The 18,126-nt window shown below is 65.8% G+C and carries 13 protein-coding genes; 5 read left to right on the top strand and 8 right to left on the bottom strand.

What is annotated here, in order from left to right:
* Positions 1-6: 6 nt before the first annotated feature.
* The 4 genes from AC07U1_RS03160 to AC07U1_RS03145 all read right to left on the bottom strand — a co-directional run bounded on the left by AC07U1_RS03160 (position 7) and on the right by AC07U1_RS03145 (position 4,728).
* On the bottom strand, positions 7-1,062 hold the full coding sequence (locus AC07U1_RS03160; RefSeq protein ID WP_495178929.1) for a YncE family protein: 1,056 nt from the start codon (positions 1,060-1,062) through the stop codon (positions 7-9).
* Positions 1,063-1,121: 59 nt separating this feature from the next.
* Positions 1,122-1,865, bottom strand: a complete 744-nt coding sequence (locus AC07U1_RS03155) for a TSUP family transporter (RefSeq protein ID WP_495178930.1) — start codon at positions 1,863-1,865, stop codon at positions 1,122-1,124.
* A gap of 260 nt (positions 1,866-2,125) precedes the next feature.
* Complete coding sequence (locus tag AC07U1_RS03150) at positions 2,126-2,893, bottom strand: hypothetical protein (protein WP_187141957.1); 768 nt, start codon at positions 2,891-2,893, stop codon at positions 2,126-2,128.
* A gap of 383 nt (positions 2,894-3,276) precedes the next feature.
* Positions 3,277-4,728 carry an alpha-L-fucosidase gene (locus tag AC07U1_RS03145; protein WP_495178931.1) on the bottom strand — a complete coding sequence of 484 codons (1,452 nt, stop codon included), beginning with the start codon at positions 4,726-4,728 and terminating at the stop codon, positions 3,277-3,279.
* A gap of 529 nt (positions 4,729-5,257) precedes the next feature.
* Here AC07U1_RS03145 and AC07U1_RS03140 point away from each other — a divergent pair.
* Positions 5,258-7,747, top strand: a complete 2,490-nt coding sequence (locus AC07U1_RS03140) for a TonB-dependent receptor (RefSeq protein WP_495197637.1) — start codon at positions 5,258-5,260, stop codon at positions 7,745-7,747.
* Positions 7,748-7,756: 9 nt separating this feature from the next.
* Positions 7,757-9,196, top strand: a complete 1,440-nt coding sequence (locus AC07U1_RS03135; RefSeq protein ID WP_495178933.1) for an MFS transporter — start codon at positions 7,757-7,759, stop codon at positions 9,194-9,196.
* Between the two features lie 28 nt (positions 9,197-9,224).
* Here the strand turns inward: AC07U1_RS03135 and AC07U1_RS03130 are convergent, their stop codons facing one another.
* Positions 9,225-9,866: a TetR/AcrR family transcriptional regulator gene (locus AC07U1_RS03130; protein WP_187141953.1), complete on the bottom strand. Its 642-nt coding sequence runs from the start codon at positions 9,864-9,866 to the stop codon at positions 9,225-9,227.
* Positions 9,867-9,971: 105 nt separating this feature from the next.
* Between AC07U1_RS03130 and AC07U1_RS03125 the strand changes: the two genes are divergently transcribed.
* On the top strand, positions 9,972-10,922 hold the full coding sequence (locus tag AC07U1_RS03125) for a Coq4 family protein (protein ID WP_495178934.1): 951 nt from the start codon (positions 9,972-9,974) through the stop codon (positions 10,920-10,922).
* A 30-nt stretch (positions 10,923-10,952) separates the two neighbouring features.
* Here the strand turns inward: AC07U1_RS03125 and AC07U1_RS03120 are convergent, their stop codons facing one another.
* Positions 10,953-12,296 (bottom strand): oxygenase MpaB family protein, encoded by a 1,344-nt coding sequence (locus tag AC07U1_RS03120; protein WP_495197636.1) that lies wholly within the window; start codon positions 12,294-12,296, stop codon positions 10,953-10,955.
* Positions 12,297-12,381: 85 nt separating this feature from the next.
* Here AC07U1_RS03120 and AC07U1_RS03115 point away from each other — a divergent pair, with 85 nt between their 5' ends.
* On the top strand, positions 12,382-13,059 hold the full coding sequence (locus AC07U1_RS03115) for a CerR family C-terminal domain-containing protein (protein ID WP_495178936.1): 678 nt from the start codon (positions 12,382-12,384) through the stop codon (positions 13,057-13,059).
* A 70-nt stretch (positions 13,060-13,129) separates the two neighbouring features.
* Here AC07U1_RS03115 and rsgA read toward each other — a convergent pair whose 3' ends face one another.
* Together rsgA and rtcR are read right to left on the bottom strand one after the other, a co-directional pair.
* Positions 13,130-14,140 carry a ribosome small subunit-dependent GTPase A gene (rsgA, locus tag AC07U1_RS03110; protein WP_492735624.1) on the bottom strand — a complete coding sequence of 337 codons (1,011 nt, stop codon included), beginning with the start codon at positions 14,138-14,140 and terminating at the stop codon, positions 13,130-13,132.
* A gap of 342 nt (positions 14,141-14,482) precedes the next feature.
* The gene (rtcR, locus tag AC07U1_RS03105; RefSeq protein ID WP_495178937.1) at positions 14,483-16,078 is read right to left on the bottom strand and encodes an RNA repair transcriptional activator RtcR; all 1,596 of its coding nucleotides are present in this window, start codon (positions 16,076-16,078) and stop codon (positions 14,483-14,485) included.
* Between the two features lie 263 nt (positions 16,079-16,341).
* On the opposite strand from rtcR, the gene AC07U1_RS03100 reads away from it, so the two are divergent.
* Positions 16,342-17,889, top strand: coding sequence for a vWA domain-containing protein (locus tag AC07U1_RS03100; RefSeq protein ID WP_495178938.1), 1,548 nt, complete (start codon positions 16,342-16,344; stop codon positions 17,887-17,889).
* Positions 17,890-18,126 lie beyond the last annotated feature (237 nt).

The following is an 18,126-nucleotide window of genomic DNA, read 5'->3' as shown; positions in this document are numbered from 1 at the left end:
GCGCCCTCAGCGCGCGCCGTCGGGCTTGTAGGTCATCACCACAAAGCTGTTCGGGTGAAAGGTCGGCGCCGCGACGCCCTTGGCGTCGGGCGCGGCAAAGGTCGCGTCGGCGGTGACGGTGAAGACGCGGCCGCTCGCCTCGTCGAGCTGCATCACGCGCGCCTGCGGGCGGGTCTGGATATTGCCGAGCAGGCGATAGCTGTCGGGGCCGCCCTGTTCGATCACCGTCATCGAGCTGTCGCCGCCATTGGTCGTGACGATGCGGTGGCGCACCTCGTCGACCCCCATGCCGTCGATGCCCTTGCCGATCGGCACGCGTGCGACTTCGGTACCGGTCCTGGCGTCGAGCGCGAGGAACACCGGCTTGTCGCCGCGGCAGCCGATCAGGATGCGGTCGGTGTGCGCCTGATATTCGACCGCGACGACCTGTTCGCAATCGACGTTCCAGCGCGCCTGTTCGGCGAGTGTCGCCGAATCGAGCTGCATCAATATCTTGTCGTAGCGCGCGGGAGCAAAGAGATGGCCTTTGCCGTCGGGCGAGGGGTCGTCCATCTTCTTGAACGGGAACACCTTGGTCGACAGCAATTTGCCCGTCGCCGCATCGAGCGTGAACCAGGCCGACTCGGCCTGGCGCGAGCCGACGACGGCGTGGATGCGCTTGGTCGCGGCATCATAGACGACGCCGTTGAGCCCGCCGTCCTTAGCGAGCGGGATGCGATCCAGCACCTTCAGCGATTTGAGTTCGAAGCTGAGCAGCGAGCCGTCGGTCATCGCGACATAACCGCGATTGAACTGCGGCAGCAGCAGCGGGCCGTTGGCGCCGACCGAATTTTCGACCTGCCCGACGACCTTCTGCGTCTTGATGTCGAACACCGTCAGCCCGTCCTTGCGGCGCGCGATGAACAGGCGCGGGCTGTGCGGTTCGAGCTTGATATAGTCCCAGTCGCTGTCGGTGCTGGGCAGCGTGACCGCTTTTTCGAGCGTGTAGATCGGCTCGGCGGCGAACGCCGGCGCGGCGATGGCCGCGACGCTCGCAAGCGCCATGGATATGCGAAATTTCATTGGACCGTCTCCCATTTTGGTTTCGGTCCATTCTACCGAACGGGCCTGTCACCCCGCTGTCAGGCCAAGGCGATCTGCGCTGCCTGGATCAGGAAGGTCGCGCCGACGATCGTAACGATCCAGCGCCGGCCGGCGCGGAAATGCGCGTCGCTGATCCGGTCGAGAATCACGCCGCCGACCATGATGCCCGCCATCGACGCGAGGATCGCGAGCGCGGAGACGGGCAGGGGGATCGCCTCGCGCGCCGCGACGCCGAGCAGCACGCCGCCATAGACGATGACCTTCGACGCATGGCCGATCGCCTGCATCACCGCCTTGGTCGCGACGACCTGATGCCGGTTCAACCGGGTGTTGATGAAGAGGAGGTCGGTGACCGGACCCGACACGCCCGAAACGAGCGACAGGCCGGTCGAGACGAAGCCCCCGCCGACGGCATGGACGCGACGGGTCGCGTCGAGCGGCATCCAGCGTTCGGGCAACCAGACGAGGACCGGCAACAGGCCGAGTCCCAGGAAGACATAGAATTTCGTCGGCGTGAAAATGACGAGCGAGAAGACGCCGATCGCCGCGACCGCGCCGATCCCGAACCACAGCAGCACCGGCCAGACGACATGCCGGCGGTGCAGCACGACGCGCCACAGGTTGGAAGCGAACTGGATCAGGCCGTGGAGCGCCAGCGCGACCGTCACCGGCAGCAGCCAGGCGAGCAGGCCCATGAAGATCAGGCCGCCCGCCATGCCGAAAATGCCCGAGAGAATGGAGGTCAGGAACGCCGCAATCACGATGAGCGCGCCGACCTGCATAGTTCCTCGCTTTCCGCTTTCCGATGGTTGCAATCGCAACCATGGCCGGCTGGTAGGATGCGAAACTGTCAGTAACCCGTCAATCGTGCCGCATATTCGGCGACGCTCGACTTTGGTGGCCGGGCGGCCGCGCGCTCCGGAGATGTCGCCTGCGATGGCGGGGAGCCGCCAACCGGGGCGGAGTAGCGGGTGTCGCACAAGCCTCGGCGGAGGGTGAGGGGATGCGCGCCGCCTCCCCAGACGGCGCGCATCCGCCCCGGTCAGTCGACCGTTTCGGGAAGGGCGAGGGTGCCCGAGATATCCTTGCGGATCGTCTCCTTGGTGTCGTTGATCTTTTTCCACTCGGGGTTCTTGAGCAGTTCGAGCTTGTTCTTTTCCTTGATCGCCTCGCTCTTTCCGAAGGCGGCTTCGTCGACATATTGCTTCACGAGGATCGTGCGGTTGCCCTTGACGCCGGGAACGGGCTCGCGCTCATAATACATGGCGTAGCCGGTCATCACGCCGCCGGCCTTCTGCCCGTCCATGTTCGGGCTGATATAGGCCTTGGTGTAGCCGGTGTAGGCGTCGGCGGGGACCAGCGCCTCATAATGGCTGACGACATAGGCGGCCTTCGGATCGGCCGTTTTGGCGCGCGCATCGACGAGCAGGTCGGCGCGGCGGAGTAGCAAATCCTTGCCGAGCTTGGCCGCGGCATCCTTTGACCAGGCGTCATAGGCGCTGCCGTCGGGGAAGGTGACGACCGCGAGGCTGGCGAAGCCCTCCGGCCCCTCGACGCTCGGCTTCGAGCGGAGCAGCAACACGGTTGCACCGGCTTTTTTCGCCGCCGACAGTTGCGCGACATAGTCGGCGGGCGCCGTCTTGCCCACCGGCTGGGTGATCAGCGCATAGGCGGGGCCGCTGTCGACTTCGACGCTGGCCGGCTCGGCCTTGGTGTCGGCGGCATCCTTGCCGCCCGAACAGCCCGCCACCAGCATCAGGCTCATCATCGCACCGGTCAGCATTGCCGTGCGCCGCGTGAATGTCCGCATTTCCATCACTCCTCTTCCAACGATAGCGCGCCGTGTCACACGGTCGCGAGCGGCATCACGCTGGCAGCCTTTCCTGTCGGCAAGCTGTCGGAGGAAAGGAAAATGACAGTTAAGTCATTATATATATTATGAAAATGATGGCGGACCGTCGGGCATGCCAGTCGGTCCGCCATGAAGGTCGGTGCCCGGGGACGGGCAGCGGCGCGAACGTCGCGCCAAAGAAAATGCAGGCCCTGCAAGGACCGGCGACGGGTCTAGGATGGTCTGGCTGACGCGAGCCTGACAGGCTGGCGGATGTCCTCCGCCGCGTGACAGGACGCAGTCATCCGCAGCGCTTGAGGCGGCAAGGGGATGGAGGCGACCAACGCGTCGATGGCTTGGGACTATGTCGCGACGGCAACGGCCGTCGCGACGGTGTCGACGCAAGGGCCGGCGAAGGTCAGCAGCAGATCGGGGCCGCGCGGCTCGAGCGTGACGGGGCTGCCATCGTCCAGGCGAACAGCCTCGCCCGAGAGGGACAGATTCCGGATCACCAACCGGGTGGACGCCACCGGCCCCTTGACGATCAGATTCACGCGCTCCGGCGTGGCGGTGAAGCGCACAGCCAGCCCGCATTCGGTCTCGCCATCCGACCGTGTCCACGGCCGGGTGCCGTAGATGGCGTCGCCGTTCGCGCGCAGCCATGCGCCGAATTGCCTCAACCGGCGAAGCTGTTCGTCGGGGATCGCGGCATCGGTCGCGCGCGGGCCGACGTTGAGCAGCAGGTTGCCATTGCGCGATACGGCATCGATGAAGTCATGGATCAGCGTATCGGCGCCAGCGTAATCGGCCTCGTCGTCGTTGCGGTTGAAGCCGAAGCTGTGGCTCATGCCGCGCGTCGCTTCCCACTTCTTGACCTGGATTTCGGCGAAGGCGGCATATTCGGGGGTCCGGAAATCGCTGTGCGGAATTTCGGGCGGGATGATGCCCTTGGATTCCTCGCCGCTCTGCCGGCCGACCGCGGCCTTGAGCTTGCGGTCGAGATAGCGCCGCACCAGCGGAATCTTGAGCAGGTCGCGCTGGAGGCTGGTCGCAACCCAGCGATCGTTGACCACGCCTTCGGGAACCGCGCGATAATAGTCGGCGAACAGCCGGTACAGCGGCCCGGGCCGCGTCGGCCAGCTGATGTCGTTCCACAGCACCGACGGTTCGTAACGGTCGATCAGTTCGCGCACCTGCGCCATCGCATAAGCGGGGTAGTCGCCGCCGGGCGTCGAGGCGATGAAGTCGCCGAGCGTGCGCAGCGGCCGCCGGTTGAAGGTCCAGTCGATTCCGCCCGAATAATAGACCCCGAACCGCAGCCCGGCGGCGCGCACCGCAGCGGCGAGTTCGCCGACGATGTCGCGTTCGGTGGTCCAGCCCGCCTGATGCCGGTTCGCGACCCCGCTGGGCCACAGGCAAAGCCCGTCGTGATGCTTGGTGACGAGCACGACATAGCGCGCGCCGGCATCGCGAAACGCCTCGGCCCAGGCGGCGGGGTCCCAATGCTTGAGTCCCGCCTCGAACGGCCGTTTGAAATCCTCATAGGGCGCGTCGCCATAATGCGTCCGGTGGAATTCGGCTGAGGGCGTTCCGGGCACCTTGATCGCGTTACAATACCATTCGGTATAGGGGACCATCGCGACCGCCCGGTCATAATCCTTGGCGAAGGCCTCGCCGATCGAGCCGAGGCGCGGGGCATAGCCGGGGATGGCGAAGGCGCCCCAGTGGATAAAAATCCCGAACTTCGCGTCGTGATACCAGTCGGGGACGGGGCGCGCGTTGAGTTCGGCCAGCGCATGATCGGTCGAGGCCATCAGGTGCGGCCTCCGCGGGCGTCGCATACGCTCGCGCCGGTGGGACCAGGCAGGCCCCGATCCGTTCGGCGAAATCCATCCATCCTGCTTCTCCCACCTGCCTCGCCTTTTCGCGGCGATGGCGTTCGCCGATCCGCGCGGGCGGTTCGGCTCAGTTGATTCTATGACAGTAGAAAAATATATTCCATATTTGCGATGTGAGCGAAACCCGAAATCGCTCGGGCGATCGCGTCCCGTCTTGCCAAAGGGATAGGGTGCTATCGGAAGGGCGCGGAAATCCGCGCGCGCAGGCTGAACCCACCACCTCTCTCGCCAGACCATATATGTTCGATATATGATTATAGACTAATATATAAAACACCTCTAACAATGGCCCGGGGGGATGCCGAACCGGCATTCGCCGTACATAGCGGGGGGCCGCATCAGCGGTCCCGTCGCGCCAATAATCGACCAGCAGGATCGCTGGCGGCGGGAGAGGCGTGGTATGCGAAATATATCCTGGATGTTTGCGGGCGTCGCATTCGTGGCGATGCCGGCTGTGGCACAGACGCAGGCGGCGGCGGAGAATCCGCCAACGGCCGTGGAGGATGGCTCCGGTCTGGCCGAGATCGTCGTCACGGCGGAAAAGCGCACCGCCAATCTGCAAGAGGTGCCGCTCGCCATATCGGCCTACACATCCGATGCCCGCCAACTCGCCGGCATCAACACGTTGCAGGATTTCGCCAACTTCACCCCGGGGCTGAGCTATTCGGCGGGCAACGACCGCGTCTTCATCCGCGGTATCGGGCGCCAGACCAACACCAACGGCAGCGATCCGGGGGTTTCGACCTATACCGACGGCATTTACGACGCCTCGACCACCTCGATCGCGGCCTCCGATTTCTTCATCGATCGCATCGAGGTGCTGCGCGGCCCGCAGGGCACGCTCTATGGCCGCAATTCGATCGGCGGCGCGATCAACGCGATCTCCAAACGACCGACCGAGGACTTCAGCGCCGACCTGCGCGGCACGGTGGGCAATTATGGCCTCTACACGATCGAAGCGTCGGCGTCGGGATCGCTGACCAAGGGGCTGCGCACGCGGTTGGCGGGCGGCTTCTCCAAGCAGGAACGCGGCTATTTCAGGAATGAGGCGGGCGGGGTCAGCGAAGGCGGCCGCGGCGAGCGCCGTTATGTCGAACTGCAGCTCGAAGCCGATCTCGGACCCGACGTCACCGCTTGGGCGAAGGTCTTCTCGGGCCGCACCGACCTCAATCCGCGCCCGCTCAACCGCATCGGCGGCTATGATTTCGCGCCCTATCCGACCGGGGCGATCACGCCGGGCGCGGCCTTTGGTTACCTGATCCCGGGGGTCGTCGCGCTCGACCCCGACCCCGTGCCACCCGGCGCGACCAACATCCGGCGGTTCAGCGCCGACACGACGCAGACCGAGCGCATGCGCGGCAATTTCGGGGCGACCGGCGACATCAAATGGTCGCTGCCGACCTTCGACGTCCGCCTGCTCGGCGGCTATCAGCAATATCGCATCGACAACACATACGAGCTCGACGGGACAAGCGTGATTTCCTACGCCTTCCCGCTCGCTCCCGGCGGCGGCATCTGTGCCTTCATTCCCGGTTGCGGACCGCTCACCGCTTTCCCGTCGACGCAGCTCAATCTGCACAACGACAAGAGCTTCGGCAGCGGCGAACTCAATCTGACGTCGAACACCGACGGGCCGCTGCAATGGGTGGCCGGGGTCTATTATTATCAGGAGACGCTGGCGCAGGAATCGCATTTCAACGCCCCCAACCAGCTGCAACTGCGGGCGCCCGCGAACGGCCCCGCCAACCCGCTCGGCGATTTCGTCTATGCCGCCTCGACGCTGACCACCAAATCGTCGGCGGTCTTCGGCCAGGTCGACTATCGCTTCACCGACGCGCTGCGCGTGACGGCGGGGCTGCGCTATACCCACGACAAGAAGAGCGGCGACGAATTTTTCCGTCTCCTCTGTTTCGGTTGCGGGGGTTTCTCACCCGATCTGTACGGCTCGGCGACCCCGGCGCTCGATATCACCGCGTCGCAAATCTCGACGCTGGCCGCGCCGGGCGTCGCGTCGGCGGTGACGATCGATCCCGCGACCGGGATCGCGCGGCGCGGCCTCGCGAACAGCTGGAACGCGGTGACCGGAACCGTCGCGGTCGAATGGCAGCCAAGCGACGACCAGCTCGCCTTCCTCCGCTACAGCCGCGGTTACAAGTCGGGCGGGTTCAACGCCGGGGGCATTTCGGTGCTGCCGCAGACCGGCGCCGAGCATGTCGACGCGTTCGAGGCGGGCTATAAATATTCGATCGGACGGCGGCTGCGCGTCAATCTCGCCGGTTTCTATTATGACTATCAGGGGCTTCAGGTGCCGCTGACGGTGTCGCAGCCCGGCGGCGCGCAGCTCACCCAATTCTTCAACCTCAAAAGCTCGCAAAGCTATGGCGCCGAGATCGAGCTTGCCTGGCAGCCCGCCGATCCGTTGCAACTGTCGTTCAACTATGGCTATGGAAATTCGCGGATCGACAGCGGGTGCTGCTTCGTCGACGGACAGGATCCGCTGGCGCTGCAACCGGGCGCGCAGCCGTCGGGTCCGGCGGTCAATGGCCAGCAACCGCAAAGCGTCGCCGGCGCCCGGCTATCGGACACGCCGCGCCACAAGCTGGCGCTCAATGCGATGTACAGCATCGACTTCGAGCCGGGCACCTTGTCGCTGTCGGGCAATTATGTGCTGCGCAGTTCGGCCTATAGCAACATCTTCAACCGTTCGTACAACCGGATGCCCGGGTGGGATCAGGTCGATCTGCGCGCGATCTGGACCGGCAGCGGCGACCGGTATCGGGTGATCGCCTTCGTCAAGAATATATTCGACAGCAAGGGCTATGACAGCGCGCAGGGCAATCTGCTCGCCTCGTCGCCGACGCTGGCGGTCGCGCAATCCTATTCGTTCACGCCGCCGCGAACCTATGGCCTCCAGCTCGAATTCCGGTTCCGGTAAGCCGCCCGCGTGGGAAAGATCGACGCACGTCCGACCGATGCCCTGCCGCTGAAAACGCGGCTGCTCTATGGGTCGGGCACGATCGCCTTCGGGATCAAGGATCATGGTTTCAACGCGCTGTTGATGCTGTTCTACAACCAGGTCGTCGGGCTTCCGGCGGCCTGGGTCGGATCGGCGATCATGATCGCGATGATCGCCGATGCGCTGTTCGATCCGCTGCTGGGACAATATTCGGACAATGTCCGCACCCGCTGGGGGCGGCGGCACCCCTTCATGTATGCGGCAGCGCTGCCCATCGCGCTTTTTTACCTGCTGCTGTGGATGCCGCCCGAGATGGCGCGGGGGGCGCAGTTCGCGTGGCTCGTCGCCACCGCGATCCTCGTGCGCTTTTCGATCAGCCTGTATGAAATTCCGTCGACCGCGCTGCTCGCCGAATTCACCAGCGACTATGACGAGCGCACCAAGCTGGTCGCGGCGCGCTTTTTCTTCGGCGTGTGCGGCGGCATCGCGATGACGGTCGTGACCTTCGGCTATTTCCTGCGGCCGACGGCGGCGCAGCCGGTCGGTCACCTCAACGCCCAAGGCTATGTCACCTATGCCTGGGTGGCGGCGGCGATCATGATGCTGTCGGTGCTGATCTCGTCGCTGGGGACGCAGAAGGAGGTGCTGAAACGCCCGCCGCCGCCGCCAGCCGTCAAAGTTCCAATAGGACGGATGCTGCGCGAAATGCTGGGGGTGCTGGTGCATCCGGCCTATATCTCGATCCTGCTCGCCAGCCTGTTCTTTGCGGTGGCGTCGGGGCTCAGCCTGTCGCTGTCGGTCTATTTCTCGACCTATTTCTGGGAACTCAGCGCCAGCCAGATCGCCACCGTCGCGTCGACCGCGGTTGTCGGCATCCTGCTCGCCTTCGTCGTCGTGCTGCCGCTGTCGGCGCGCTTCGGCAAGAAGCCCGCGGCGATGCTGATGTTCGGGCTAGGGCTGGTGTCGAGCGTATTGCCGCTGGCGCTGCGCCTCGCCGGCCTGTTTCCGGGCAATGGCGACCCGCTGCTGCTGTGGCTGCTGATGGCGCAATTCGCCTTCACTATGATGACGACGATCGCCGGCGGCATATTGGCGGTGTCGATGGTCGCCGACGTGACCGACCAAATCCAGCTCGAGACCGGGCGCCGTTCCGAAGGCCTGCTGTTTTCCGCCGCCACCATGGTCAACAAGGCGATATCGGGCATGGGGATCATGCTCGCGGGGCTGCTGCTGGCCTTCGTCGGTTTCCCCGACAATGCCCAGCCCGGCCAGGTCGACGCCGACGCGCTTTCGGGGCTGGCGACCATCTATATCGTCACGCTGTCGGTCGCGACCACGATCGCGATCATCTGCCTTGCCTATTATCCGATCAGCCGGTCGCGCCACATGGAGAATATCCGGCGGCTGGGCGAAGCCGCCGCCGAATGACCGCGTGGTTCGTCGTCGGACAGTCGCGTCAGATGCCGTCGCGCCGGGTCAGTGGCAGCCCGCCGGCGAGCAAGGCTTCGGCCGCATCGAGCAGCCGTTCATTCTCGGCGACCAGATCGCCGGCGCGGCCGCTTTCGATCCAGGCGTCGAACGCCATCCTGCCGCCCGCGACAAGCATCGCGGCCGCCATTTGCGCGCGGCGGTCCTGCCCCGGATCGATGCCGAGTTCGTCGGCGATATAGTCGGTCATCAGGTCGATCTGGAGCCGCTGATGCCCGTACCACACCGGCAGCAGTTCGGGTTCGCCGGCGAGCGCGCGGCCGAGGTTGATCTGGCCATCGCCGTCGCGTTCATAGGCGTGCGCGAGCCGCACCACCTGGTTGCGCCAGAAGGTCAGCACCGGCACGCCCTGCGCCCGCTGCGTCGCGACGACCGCCTCGAACCGCGTGCCCGCGGTGACCGCGATCGCGGCGGCCAGATCGCGCTTCGAGGCGAAATGGGTGAACAGGGTGGTGATGTGGATATCGGCCGCCTCGGCGATCGCGGCCATCGTCGCGTCGGCATAACCGAGCGTGACGAACAGGCGTCTTGCGGCTTCCTCGATGCGCTGGCGCGTCCGGGCCTTCGCCGCGGTGCGCCGTGGGAAACTGACTTTGGATGGTTCGTCCATGGGCCGCTTATAATCATTGCCGCGCGAAGCGCCAGCTATATAAGTTGATCATTCTATGTTTATAGGATAAACTCCGGATCAACGGAAAATGGAGGGCTGGCAGCCATGATCGACATGTCGATGCGCAACGATTTTGAACGATGGGTCGAAACGGCCCGGCCCCCGCTGGCGGAGGAGCCGGCGCTGGGCCTCGCGGCGCTGATGACGACGGCGGCGTTCGTCGATCCGGTCGCGCAGGTGCCGATCTTCGATGCCATTGCCGAGGCCACCGCCGCGACCAGCGATCCCGCCGCGCGCGCCGAACGGATATCGGACGCGCTGCCCTGGCTGACCGATGGCAAGCCGCGCGTCGCATTGCCGCGCCCGCTGTGGGACGGTTTCTGGGACATCATCGCCCGGCCGCGATCCCCCGGCGACGGCGAACTCGACCTGACGCTCGCGGTCGTCGCGCTCGGCAATCATTATGATCAGCGGATGATCGATGCCTGCGAGGCGGCGCTGCTCGAATTCGACAGCGTCCACGAACTGATCGCCCAGCCCGAGGTGCGCCTCACCACCGCCGATCTGGAGCGACACGCGACCGACAGCCTGGCGCACGACTTGTTGTCGATGCTGAACGCCAACGGCTATGATATCGAAGTGATCGATGCCGACACCGTGGTCCTGCCGGGCGACTATCCGGCGCAGAACCGCACCAACCGACGTATCCTGCAACTCCACGACGTCTGGCACCTGGTCGGCGGCTATGGTTTCACCCCCGCGGGCGAGGTCGCGATCTCGGGCTTTCAGATGGCACAGTTCGGCCAGAATTATTCGACGCGCTTCCTCGCAACGGTGGCGACCAAGGCGGCGGTCGACATGCCGGCGCTGATCGACATGCTGCTGACGGTGACCTTCGACGGGTGGCGCCACGGCCGCGCGACGAAAGAGTTGATCGCGGTTCCCTGGCACCAGCGCATCGCCGATCCGATCGAGCGCGTTCGCGCCGACCTCGGCATCCGCCCGCTCGACAGCGACGCGGTGCGGATGATGGACGCCTTCATCCCGGCAGTGTGAATAGGGGCGCGCCTCGACCGGCGCCCCCAATCATTCGGCGGGGACCGGCGTCGCCGACGGGCGATATTGCGCCGCGTCGGTGGTGAAGTCGGCATGGCCATAGCTGGCGAGCTGCGTCTTCAGCTTCGCGATCAGCCGCCGGTCGGCCGCCCCGCGCAGCCCCGGAATATGCGCCGCGAGCGCGTAAAGCCGGACCCGGGCATAGATGAACAGCCCCGCGACCGCCGCCAGCGCGACATCCCCGGCGGTGAGATCGACGCCGATCGAGGCCGCCTTCGCCTTGTCGCCGCCCATGAAGCTCTTGACGAAGAACAGCTTGGCAAAGGCGCGTTCGAAGGTTTCGTGGATTCGGGCGCCAAGCGAATCGTCGGGGCGCAGGTCCGCCGCCATCGTCGCGCGCAGCAGTTCGCCGCACGTATCGTCGTCATAGCCGCTGCGCAGCGTACCGCTCCGCGCATTCATCAGGTCGACGATCCCCTGCGGCGTATCGGCGAGCAGCTCCTCGGGCAGGCCGAGCAGGAAGCAGCGATAGCGTGCCAGTTCGACCGTTGCCCGCTCGGCCGGGGTGAATTCGTGACGCCCCTCCTCGATCATCTTGTACGACAGCAGGAAGACCGAGATCAGACCCGCCGGCATCTGGTCGACCTGCGGGATCGGAATGCCATAGACCTCCATGTCCCAGTCCTTCGGGCGCCGCAGGACATTGGCGCGCACCATCGAATGCATCAGCCGCACCATCGCCGCCGCCTTGAAGCCGGGGCCAAAACGTTGCAGCGCGCCCGGCAACAGCGAGGTGGTGAAAAAGGTCGCCGTATCCTTGACGCGCCGCGCCGCCGTCTGCTGCGACAGCGTGCCGGTGATCGCCATCGGCAAGGCGGCATATTTGTTCATGAAGGTCGCGATGAAGGCGCCGCGAATGATGAAGGGGCCGAAATTGGCGGCCGAATTGCGGTCGATCCGCGCCCCCTCTTCGACCAGCTTCATGTCGAGCCAGTCGGGAACCCGCTCCATGTCGCGGATGAAGGCGACGAGTTCGGGCGGCGCATCGGGCACATGCTCGATACCCTCGTCGCAGGCGCGGGTGAGCATGTCGACGAGCGCGCGAAAGCCATGTTCGCGCATCAGCGCGGCATAGGCGTCGGCGGTCGCATCGCCGATCATCGTATAGGCGCGGATGAACTCGATCCGGTCGGGATCGGCGAGCAGCGCATCGCGGTCGCGATCATATTTCCCCGAGAGCGCGGTCGGGTCGCCCGGCGTCGCGGTGAAACGTTCGGGAACGGCGCGGAAATCGACCTTCCCATACATCGCGGGCACATGGTCCCGCTGGGATTCGACCCTGGCCCACAGAGTGTCGAGCGCCGCGCGTGTCATCAATGTCCGTCTCCCTCTCGACGAGATGGCGAAGATCATATATATCAAATGATATAAATTCAAGTGAAACGGATGAGACCCGCCCATGACCCGCCCCGCAACCCCGGTCGCACCGCTCCGCAACGCCTCCGACGGCTATCGCAAGGGCGAGGAGACGCGGACGCGCATCCTCGCCGTGGCGCTCGCCGCGTTTGGAAACAGCGGCTTCGCCAGCGTCACGACGCGGCAGATCGCCAAGGAAGCCGGCGTCAACCTGCCGGCGCTGACCTATTATTTCGGGAACAAGCGCGGCCTTTATCTCGCCTGCGCGCACGCGATCGTTGCGCGCTACCGCGAAGGCATGGGCGCGGTGGCGCTGACATCCTATGCCGCGTTGCAGGAAGCGCTGACCCCCGATGCGGCCCGCACCCTGCTCAAGCGGCTGTTCGCGGCGCTGGCCCGCTTCCTCCTATCGACGCCGGGCGCGCAGAATCCGTCGCTGTTCGTCCAGCGCGAGATCGCGAGTCCGGGCCCGGCCTTCGAGATTCTCTATGCCGAACTGTGGCGCCCGGGCATCGAACTCGCCACCGAGCTAATCGTGCAAGCGACCGGCGGACGGCTGACCGAAACCGAGGCGCAGGTGCGAGCGGTGCTGATGATATCGAGCCTGACGGGTTTCCTGTCGGGGCTGCCCGTCATCGCCCGCACGGCGGGAAAGGCCGACTACACCGCGCTGGTGATCGCCGCGCTCGATGGGCAGATCGGTTCGCTCGAGCAGGGCTAGACCGGCTGTGCTGCAGATTTCGGGATTGAAGGGTTAGCGGTTCGCGAGAGGAAGCGCCGACCGAAGCCCGCTATCGGCGCGGCTTTGCGGGATGCGCGGCATTGTCGCGCTCCTCGTTCGCCAGCTTGCGCCAGCGCTCGAAACGCTCGGCGCTCAGCGTGCCCTCGGCGATCGCCGCCCGGACGGCGCAGCCGGGTTCGACACCATGCGCGCAGTTCGAGAAGCGGCAGTCCTGCGCGGCGAGGATGAAGTCGTCGAACACCTCCGATATCCCGGCCGCCGCGTCGGCCAGTTGCAGTTCGCGCATGCCGGGGGTGTCGAGCAGCCAGCCGCCCTGGTCGAGCCGGTGCATTTCGCGCACCGTGGTCGTGTGGCGCCCGGTGCCGTCGGCGGCGCGGATCGCCTGGGTGGCGATGCTGTCGGACCCCCGCAGCGTGTTGACGAGCGTCGATTTGCCGACGCCCGAGGACCCGAGCAGCGCGACGGTTTCGCCCTTGCCGCACCAGGATGCGAGCCTGGCGACGCTGGCCGGGTCGCGGCCGTCGACGGTTTCGACGCGCAATCCCGGTTCGATCGCGCGCGCCGCCGCCGCGAAGGTTTCCGGGGTGTCGGTCAGGTCGGTCTTGGTGAGCACCACCACCGGGGCGACGCCGACCTCGCGCGCCAGCACGAGATAGCGTTCGAGCCGCGCGACGCTGAAATCCTGGTTGCACGAGGCGGTGATGAACAGCGTGTCGACATTGGCGGCGATCATCTGCTCCTTGCGCGGGTCGCCCGGCGCGCGCCGCTTGAACAGATTCTGCCGGCCAAGGACACGCACCGGGAGCATCGTGGCGCGATCGACGAGCAGCCAGTCGCCGACCGTCGGATGATCGTCCATTGGGCCGGCGCCGGGAATATAGGGCGAGACGAAACACCGGAACCCCGCGCCTGCGACGGCGATCTTGCCGCGGTGGACGGCCATGACCCGCACCGGCAGGCAATGCCCGGCCTCCTCGGGCGTGACCTGCTCGGCGAACCAAGGCCTCCAGCCGAGCGCTTCCAGCGTCTTTTCGGGCGGGGTGTCATCGGGCGATGTCATGCGGCTGAAGCCATATCCTTCCTGTTGGTCGATCGGGTGCGGGTCGCTGGCGCATCGCCGCAAAGCTGCGCCTATCGCGTTCGACGAGTCGTCCCAACAACAAAGGGCTGCTCCGTCCGGAGCAGCCCTTCCATTGTCTTGCCTGTCGCGGACAGCTTAGCCGAGCTGGACCCCCGCGGGGAAGGTCGCGCTCAATTCTGCCGCATGCGGCGTGTGACAATGAGACATTCGACCACCTCCTTTCGCTTGTTGACGATAGGATGAATGTAGGAGTCCCATCGCATTGTGCAAGCTGTTTGAGACCATCTTCCTTTGCCGGCTCATGCGGCGTCCCCGGCCTCATTACGCGGTGGGCGACCGAACCGCCGCCCAGTCCAGATCGAAGCGCGCCAGATATTTGCGCAGCCGGTCGGCGTCGTTGGTGCTGGTCCGCTGTTCCCGCGAAACCGCGAACAAGGTGCGTCCGGCGTCGGACAGCGATCGGGCGCCGCGGCAGGCTTCGACGACGAAGGCGAGCTGGACGCGGTCGAACGGATCGATTGCGGCGAGTTCTTCGCGGGTCAGGATCCGGGCGAGACTGTCGCCCTGCGGCGTTTCGGCGCTCCAGGTCGCGCCGAGCCGCGCGATTTCGAACCCCACCGCGTCGCGGTCGATCCGTCCGGTATCGCTGAGCGTCGCCATGCGAGTGACGCTGGCGGCGAGGTCGCGGAAATTGCCCTGCCATTTCGCCGCCGCGCTCTCGGCAAAGGTGAGATAGCGATCGCGCGCCTCCTTGTTGAAGGTGACGCGCGAGCCCTCGCGCTGCGCAAAGCGTTCGAGTTCATAGTCGAGATTGGGGGCGATATCCTCGCGCCGGTCGGCGAGGCCGGGCAGCGCGAAGGTCCAGAGGTTCAGCCGCGCGAACAGGTCGTCGCGAAAGCGGCCCGCCGCGACCTCGCCGACGAGGTCGCGGTTGGTGCCCGCGATCAGCTGGAAGTCGCTTTTCGCCTCGCTGTCGGCGCCGACGGGGAGGAAGCGCCCTTCCTCGATCGCGCGCAGGATCATCGCCTGTTCGTCGAGGCCGAGTTCGCCGATCTCGTCGAGGAAGAGCAGCCCCTTGTCGGCGCTCCTGAGCAGGCCGGGGCGATCCTGCGCGGCGCCGGTGAAGGCGCCCTTGCGGTGGCCGAACAGCGCCGACATCGCGCTGTCGCCCTTGAGCGTCGCGCAATTGACCTCGACGAACGGCCCGCTGACCTGATGGCGCAGCTTCTTGAGTTCGTAGATCTTGCGCGCGAGCTGGCTCTTGCCCGCGCCGGTCGGCCCCATCAGGAGGATCGGCGCGCGGCTGCGCACCGCGACCTGTTCGATCTCCTCGATCATCCGGTTGAAGGCGGGGTTGCGCGTTTCTATGCCGCTTTTCAGGAAACTCGTGCTCTCGGCGCTCGCCTCGGCGAAGCGCGTCGCGATCGAATCATAACGCGACAGGTCGAGGTCGATAACGTTCCATGTCCCGACCGGCTGCGGCGCGCCGCGCTGCGGCTGGGTCTGGAGCAGGCGGCCGGGCAGGTAGCGCGCCTCGCTGAGCAGGAAGAGGCAGATCTGCGCGACATGCGTGCCGGTGGTGATGTGGACGAGATAGTCGTGCGTGTCGGGATCGAAGGGAAAGTCGCGCGCGAAGTCGAGCAGCTTGCCGTAGACCTCCTCGAAATCCCAGGCGTCGTCGAAGTCGAGCACGTGCGGCACGACTTCGGTTTCGGGCGAGACGTCGCGGATGTCGTCCATGACGAACTCGGCGAGGCGGCGGTGGTAGCTGCCGTGGAGCAGGATGAAGCGGTCGACGCGCAGATCCTCCTGCATGCAGATGCTGACCGTCGGGCGCCACTTGTTCCAGCGCGAGGGGCCGAACTTGGCGGCGTCGAGGGTCGAGCCGAGGAATCCGATGACGGTGACGGGCTTCATGGATGAATTTATACAAATTTATAAGAGACGATACAAGATCATCGAACTTTCGATTGTGCGCTATGTTGGCCTTTGCTGCGCTCATTTTTTTCATTGTTTAAAATCATATAGTTGATCGAATATTTTTCGTCCGCCGCGCATTTGGCACGCCTCCTGCAATTCTGTTGGCGTCGGGTTCACGTCCCCGGCAGCAGCGGAGCAAGGGGCGGCCGGAATGGGCCGGCCGCCCCCAGGCTCCGACAAGATTTCGAAGGAGTTGGACGATGGCCAACAAGACCCTCTTTTCGGTGGCATTCTCCCGCTTCCTGCCGCGCACCGACGCGGTGAACGAGGCCGGCGGGGCCGCCTATGCCTATGGCCCCGAAGCCAAGCTCGCGCAGCTTGCCGCGACGGGCACGCTGTCGGACGGTTTCTATTCGGGCGCCGACGCGCAGCTCGCCGACGTCCTGTCGGCGGCGCGCGCGGTGTCGCCCGATTTCGTCGCCAAGGCCGCGGTCTATGCCCGCAAGTCGGGGGCGATGAAGGATATGCCGGCGCTGCTCGCCGCATACCTGACGGTCGCCGATCCGGACCTCGCGGTCCCGGTGTTCGGCCGCGTCATCGACAATGGCCGCATGCTGCGCAACTTCGTGCAGATCATGCGTTCGGGCCAGGTCGGCCGCCGTTCGCTCGGGTCGCGTCCGAAGCGGCTCGTCCGCGAATGGCTGGAAAAGGCTTCGATGCCGCAATTGATGGCGGCGGCGACGGGTAACGACCCGAGCCTCGCCGACATCGTCCGCATGGTCCACACGGCGCCGGCTTCGGCCGACCGCCGCGCCTTTTACGGCTGGCTGATCGGCAAGCCCTATGATGTCGCGGCGCTGCCGGCGGAGATCGCGGCGTTCGAGGCCTGGAAGCGCGACCCCAAGGGGGCGTTGCCGCCGGTGCCGTTCGAATGGCTGACCGCTTTTCCGCTGACTGCCGGTCAGTGGGCCGAGCTTGCGGGCCGCATGGGCTGGCAGGCGCTGCGCATGAACCTCAACACGCTGGCGCGCAACGGCGCGTTCGACGTGAAGGGGGCGACCGCCAAGGTCGCGGCGCGGCTGGCCGATGCCGATACGATCGCCCGGGTTCGCCCGGCGCCGTATCAGCTGATGGTCGCGATGGGCCAGGTCGGCGAGGCGGTTCCGCTGCGTGTCCAGGCGGCGCTCGAAGAGGCGCTCGAACTGTCGCTCGCGACGGTTCCGGTGCTGGCGGGCCATGTCGTGGTCTGTCCGGACGTCTCGGGCTCGATGAGCTCGGCGACGACGGGGTATCGCAAGGGGGCGACCTCGGTCGTCCGCTGCATCGACATCGCGGCGCTCGTCGCGGCGGCGGTGCTGCGTACCAACCGCCGGGCGCGGGTGATGCCGTTCGATGTCGACGTCGTCGGCATGGCGCTCGATCCCAAGGCGCGGGTCGCGGTCAACGCGGCACGGCTGGCGGCGATCGGCGGCGGCGGCACCAATGTGTCGGCCCCGCTTGCCCGGCTGAATGCCGAGCGGGCGAAGGTCGATACGGTGGTGATCGTGTCCGACAACGAAAGCTGGATCGACCCGACCCGGCGCGGCGCCACGGCGACGATGAACGAGTGGAACAAGCTGAAGGCCCGCAACCCGGGCGCGAAGCTGATCTGCATCGACATCCAGCCCTATGGCACCACGCAGGCGAAGGATCGCAAGGACATCATGAATGTCGGTGGCTTCACCGACGCGGTCTTCGAGGCAATGGCCCGCTTCGCTTCCGGCGAAACGCGCGACTGGGTCGAGATCGTCAACGAAACGGAGGTATGAAACAGGTCGTGGCGAATGCAGGCAGGACTACATTCCAAGGCGCTTGATCCATCGGGGATGCGTAGGGAGCAATCCTTGCGAGCGGGTTCGACTCCCGTCTGGCGAGAATGTCTTGCCGATCCTCGTCGCCACGACCCATCATGAACATCACGGCGAATGCCGGGAAGGACTACAGACTGTCGCGGGTTCGAATCCCGCCTGTCCGGTAACGGACAGTAGCTCAGCCAGGTAGAGCAT

This window comes from Sphingopyxis sp. GW821-FHT02C12, from assembly GCF_059421785.1.
The sequence above is the reverse complement of the archived record's forward strand: the minus strand, read 5'-3'. Positions and strand labels throughout refer to the sequence as shown.

Coding starts and splice junctions, on each gene's coding strand:
- AC07U1_RS03160 (WP_495178929.1), bottom strand. CDS start 1,062: ATGAAATTTCGCATATCCATGGCGCTTGCGAGCGTCGCGGCCATCGCC.
- AC07U1_RS03155 (WP_495178930.1), bottom strand. CDS start 1,865: ATGCAGGTCGGCGCGCTCATCGTGATTGCGGCGTTCCTGACCTCCATT.
- AC07U1_RS03150 (WP_187141957.1), bottom strand. CDS start 2,893: ATGCGGACATTCACGCGGCGCACGGCAATGCTGACCGGTGCGATGATG.
- AC07U1_RS03145 (WP_495178931.1), bottom strand. CDS start 4,728: ATGGCCTCGACCGATCATGCGCTGGCCGAACTCAACGCGCGCCCCGTC.
- AC07U1_RS03140 (WP_495197637.1), top strand. CDS start 5,258: ATGCCGGCTGTGGCACAGACGCAGGCGGCGGCGGAGAATCCGCCAACG.
- AC07U1_RS03130 (WP_187141953.1), bottom strand. CDS start 9,866: ATGGACGAACCATCCAAAGTCAGTTTCCCACGGCGCACCGCGGCGAAG.
- AC07U1_RS03125 (WP_495178934.1), top strand. CDS start 9,972: ATGATCGACATGTCGATGCGCAACGATTTTGAACGATGGGTCGAAACG.
- AC07U1_RS03120 (WP_495197636.1), bottom strand. CDS start 12,296: ATGACACGCGCGGCGCTCGACACTCTGTGGGCCAGGGTCGAATCCCAG.
- AC07U1_RS03115 (WP_495178936.1), top strand. CDS start 12,382: ATGACCCGCCCCGCAACCCCGGTCGCACCGCTCCGCAACGCCTCCGAC.
- rsgA (WP_492735624.1), bottom strand. CDS start 14,140: ATGACATCGCCCGATGACACCCCGCCCGAAAAGACGCTGGAAGCGCTC.
- rtcR (WP_495178937.1), bottom strand. CDS start 16,078: ATGAAGCCCGTCACCGTCATCGGATTCCTCGGCTCGACCCTCGACGCC.
- AC07U1_RS03100 (WP_495178938.1), top strand. CDS start 16,342: ATGGCCAACAAGACCCTCTTTTCGGTGGCATTCTCCCGCTTCCTGCCG.